Here is a 4,616-nt window from a genome sequence, read left to right as displayed (position 1 = left end):
GTCTGCCAGTTCCTGCAGGATCTCCAGACCGGCCTGGGAAGAATCGGCGGTCAAGATGTGATAGTCGGCCCCGAAGCGGCGAGCCAACGCCGCCTCGGTCGCGGCACGGGCCTTGGGATCGGCGTCCGCGATCAACAGGGCAGGGAGTCCAGGCGCGGCCGCGTCGGTGGTCCCATCGTGGGTCATGGTCGTCCTTTCGACAGCTCCAACCGGGGCAGGCATCGCACAGATTCAGCAGCGGCTCGACCTGGACCCCTGCCGGCATCCGGCGCGGCACACCTGGCGGCTCCATCTCGTATCACCGGTTGGCCCGGACGTCCATGCGGCGAAGCGCCGGCCGGAAGAACATGCTCAACGAACCGCCACGTAGGGCACCGCCAGCGTGGTGATGTTGTTCCCCACCGACGAGACGACCTCAGCGCCAAACAGCGAGAAGAGCGGCACGCGATCGGCAACGGCACGCCGTGCTCTCCGCCTGTGGGCTCCTCGTGGACGGCCATCCTCGCCAACCCCGGTCGACCTCAATCACAGCGGTCTCTGTACCCCGGGCAGCACCCCGCATCACCACGCCAAGAGACCAAGGCCGACCCGGCGCAAGGCCGAGCCACCAGCTCCGCCACGACCAGGGCTGGCGTCAGGAACCACGTCGTGCTCGGCGACGAGGTCGCCGGGTCATCGCAGCCCGATCATGATGCGCCAAGCAGTTGCATCACCGAACTCGGCGCGGCTAGCGGCCGCCCGGGTCGATTGACGGAGGTGATCGTGGAGGAGTCCCGTGCCGGCGCCGACCGGCAGAGCATCCTGCAGTTCATGACCACAGAGCACTTCACGCTCCAGACCGCCCGTGCGGTCGCCAACGCCGAGATCAGTAGCCGGCTGCAGCTGTACCTGGGCACCTTGTCGAGCTCGATCATCGCCTTGGCGCTGACCGCGCAGCTGTCCGGGCTGGGCTTTGCGTTCCGGGCGTTCGCGCTGGTGCTGTTGCCGGTCGTGTTCTTCCTGGGCGTGGTCACCCATGGGCGGCTGCTGCAGGTCAACGCCGAGTGGCGGCTGTACGGGCAGGGCATGAACCGGATCCGCCACTACTTCCTGGAGCTCGCCCCGGAGATGGAACCCTACTTTGTGCTGCCGGCCACCGACGACCCCTGGGTCACCCTGGCCGCGATCGGCGTCCGGACCGGGGGCAACCCCTGGTGGCAGGCGCTGCTGACCGCCGGCTCGATGATCGTGGTCGTCAATAGCGTGCTGGCCGGAGTGGTTGCGGGGCTGCTGTGGCGCAGCGTCGCCGGGCCGTCGGGGCCGCTGCCGCTGGCACTGGCCGCGGCGGTGGGCTTCCTGGTCAGCCTGGTTAGCCAGGGCATCTATGGACAGCGGGCGTTCCGCCGCGACCTCGAGGCCTCCACGGTGGTCTTCCCTGCCGGACCCGCTGGCAGTCGGGACCGCTGACCGGCTGGGGGCGGGGTCAGGCGGCGCGCCCAAGTGCTCTGCTGAGGCGCCGGATCACCTGACCAGGCGCCCTGGGCTCCGGACCGATGAGACGACGTCGAGGATCGCTTGCGTGGTGGCGGCGGCGTCTTCTTCGTCTGTGATCAAGTCCTCGTGGGTGGCGCCGTCGATGATGCGGTGCACGCTGTTGGTTGACAACGTGGCCATGCGGTTCTGGGCCGCGGACCAGGCGGCATCATGTCCGCTGCCGGCGGTCAGCACGATCAGCGGCTTGTCGGCCAAGTCACTGAGGGCGGCAGCTTGCTCGGTCGAGGCCGTCGCCTGGAAGTACTCGTCGATCGTGCTGCGAAGCGTGCTTGCGGTGGCGGTGCTGGCGCGTACCTCCTCCCGGGACCGCGGCGGCAGGCTGCCGAAGTCGAACCGGGCGTACAGGCGGGCGAGACCCAGTCGAGCTGCGGTCGGCACCAGGGCGGAGACACGGCGCATGGCGTCGTTGGCGCCCCCGTGGCCAGGCGATGGTGTCCCTGGTGTCGCCGCCGCCGCCGGCGCGGTGGCGTCCACCAGCACCATGCCGGCGACCTCGTCGGGATAGCGAGCGGCGAAGGTGAGCACATACAGGCCGCCGAAGGAATGGCCGGCCAGCACATAGGGCCCGGGAACGTGTCCGCGCTGCAGCAACGTGTGGAGGTCGGTCGCGATCTGGGCGCCGTCCTGAGCGGTTGAAGCGGGCTCGCTCCACCCGCGACCGGCGCGGTCATAGACACAGACCCGGGTGTCACGGGCCACGGCCGGCGCGATCCACCCGAGACTCGACGACATCCCGCCGGCGCCCGGCTCCAGCACCACGGTGGGCGTGCCTGCGCCGGTGCAACTCAGATGCAGGCGGTGGCCGCCCACGTCGATCAACCGACCAGGCATCGGATAAGCCTCGGCATCGGCTGCTTCACCCAGGGTCTGGTAGCCGCCACCGATCGAGGCCAGCGCCAGCACCACGATCACCGGATACAGCAGCCAGCGTCCGCCTCGGCTATGCAGCTGTCGATGGACCCGGACGAGCATCCAGATGGCCAACGCCAGCATGGCCGGGGGCCACACCCACTTGAGCACCTGGTCCACCGGGGAGCCAACCCCCACCAGGAGAAGACCGCCCCCTCCCATGAACAGCGCAGGAGCCACCGCCCATCGCTGCGGCTGATCGGTGAACCGCACCGAGAGCACCGCCAACATCGCCCAGCCCAGGGCGAACCCGCACAGGACCGCCCCGGTGACGGCGCGTTCCTCGGCTGGGATGAACGGGGCACCGGCGAGGAGTACAGCAGCGACGAGTCCGGTGGCCAGCGAGCCGGCGACGATCCAACCAATCCTGCCCCTCGGTCCGGGACCAGGCTGGGACGGATAGTCCCGGCCCGTGTCCTTGGGGGTGGGTTCGGTCGCCACGATGGACCCCCATTCCAGGCACAGGCCGGCCCCGCACCTTTGGCACGTGCCGTCAACTCGAGACCAGGCGACGATCACTGATCTTATGGCCAAGCTCGCCGGCCGACCGGTTCGGCGCTGACCTGCCAGCGCCGTGCCGCTGCGGTGGAGGTGGTTCGCGCTCCTTTGATCTGTGCGCTGGTCGGCTTACACGGTGATGACGATCTTGCCGCGAGTCTTGCCGGCTTCCAGCGCCCGCATGGCCTCGGGGACCTCGCCCAACGGATAGGTCCGGCCGACGAGTGGCCTGAGCTTGCCGGCCTCGATCAGCTCCCGCAGGACCTGCAGGTCGTCCTGGTTCGGCTTAGAGGCCAGCATCCGCAGCCGCTGACCGATGAACCGTGACAGCACCGGCGCCCGCAGGTTGCGCAGGAACCCGCCCAGCCACCGTCCGCCCCCCTCACCGCCAACAATAGCCAACGTCCCCGTGGGGGTGAGGGCACGCCGCAGCTGGGCCAGGCTCCGGCGACCCCCGGTGTCCACGATCACGTCCCACTGCCGGGCCCCGTCAGTGACGTCGGTGCGGGTGTAGTCGATGACCTCGTCAGCCCCAATCGAGCCGACCAGCTCCAGCTGGCTGGTGCTGGCCACCCCAGTGACGTGGGCGCCGAACGCCTTGGCGACCTGGACCGCGAACCACCCCACCGCCCCGGCCGCCCCCAGGACCAGGACCTGCTGGCCCGCCTGGACCTCGCCCACGTCGCGCACCGCTTGGAGGGCGGCGAACCCCGAGATGGGCACGACCGCCGCCTCCTCGAAGGAGAGGACGCCTGGCTTGGCCGCCAAGTGGTCCTCTGGAGCTACCGCGTACTGGGCGAAGGAGCCGTCGGTCCAGCCGAACACCGCCTCACCAGGCTGGAACCGGGTGACATCCTTGCCGACCGCCTCGACGGTCCCGGCGATGTCCATGCCCAGCACGGGGACCTTGGGTTTGCGTGGCCCGAGGGTCGGGACGACCAGGCGGATCATGTAGGGCAGGCCGGTCATGATGTGCCAGTCGCCCCGATGGACGCCAGCCGCCTGGACCTTGACCAGGACCTCGTTGTCGTTGGGGACTGGCTGGTCGATGTCCCGGAACTCCAGCACCTCGGGTCCGCCATACCGGTCCTGGACGATTGCCTTCATGTGTGCTCCCGCGCCGTCGTGGGTTCGGGGAGAGAAGCGGTCTCAGGTCGGCGGAGATTGTGCACCGAATCCACTCAGGTGGGAATGCCTTGGTCCGGTCGCCGAACAGGCGAACCCGGTCAACAGGCCAGGCACGACGACGGCCCTGGGTGCCGATCAGGCCCAACAGCCCCACGAAGCCGCCTGGGCTTCTACGCCGGCTCCTAAGCAAGGGAACCAACGCTGCCACCATACGCCCCGCCGACCTTCCCCGATAGCCCCTCAAGGCCGGGGGAAAGGAGTACCGCAGATCGGTGAGCGCCACTGGCCGAGCGCAGCCCGGCCTCGACCTCGCAGATGGCCAACGCCAGGGCCCGGGCGATGGCGACCGGGTCGGGCAGGGTTGGACGGGCACTAACGCGGGCCTGGGTTCGTAGGGTGAGTTCTGTGTCGGTGAAGTGGGCACAGAGCTGCACGGCGGGCATGGGCGCCTCCCAGGACGTGTGGGCAGGCGGTGGGTGCCTGCCGGTCCTCGAAGGCGCAGCGACGGGGCCCCAGCCCGGTCAAGCCCGGCCCGCCCCGCCTCGGCC

Annotated in this window: 4 protein-coding genes; 1 reads left to right on the top strand and 3 read right to left on the bottom strand. The window is 69.6% G+C overall.

Annotation, left to right across the window (positions count from 1 at the left end):
• Nucleotides 1-186, bottom strand: a 186-nt coding sequence (locus VF468_15975; GenBank protein ID HEX5879790.1) for a hypothetical protein, incomplete at its 3' end; no start/stop codon positions are given.
• Between the two features lie 576 nt (nucleotides 187-762).
• Between VF468_15975 and VF468_15970 the strand changes: the two genes are divergently transcribed.
• Nucleotides 763-1,446 (top strand): hypothetical protein, encoded by a 684-nt coding sequence (locus VF468_15970; protein ID HEX5879789.1) that lies wholly within the window; start codon nucleotides 763-765, stop codon nucleotides 1,444-1,446.
• A gap of 54 nt (nucleotides 1,447-1,500) precedes the next feature.
• Here VF468_15970 and VF468_15965 read toward each other — a convergent pair whose 3' ends face one another.
• On the bottom strand, nucleotides 1,501-2,883 hold the full coding sequence (locus tag VF468_15965; GenBank protein ID HEX5879788.1) for an alpha/beta hydrolase: 1,383 nt from the start codon (nucleotides 2,881-2,883) through the stop codon (nucleotides 1,501-1,503).
• A 186-nt stretch (nucleotides 2,884-3,069) separates the two neighbouring features.
• Nucleotides 3,070-4,047, bottom strand: a complete 978-nt coding sequence (locus tag VF468_15960) for an NAD(P)-dependent alcohol dehydrogenase (protein ID HEX5879787.1) — start codon at nucleotides 4,045-4,047, stop codon at nucleotides 3,070-3,072.
• Between the last annotated feature and the right edge of the window lie 569 nt (nucleotides 4,048-4,616).

This window comes from Actinomycetota bacterium, from assembly GCA_036280995.1.
GTDB lineage: Bacteria > Actinomycetota > CALGFH01 > CALGFH01 > CALGFH01 > CALGFH01.
This window is presented reverse-complemented; position numbering and strand designations above follow the sequence as displayed.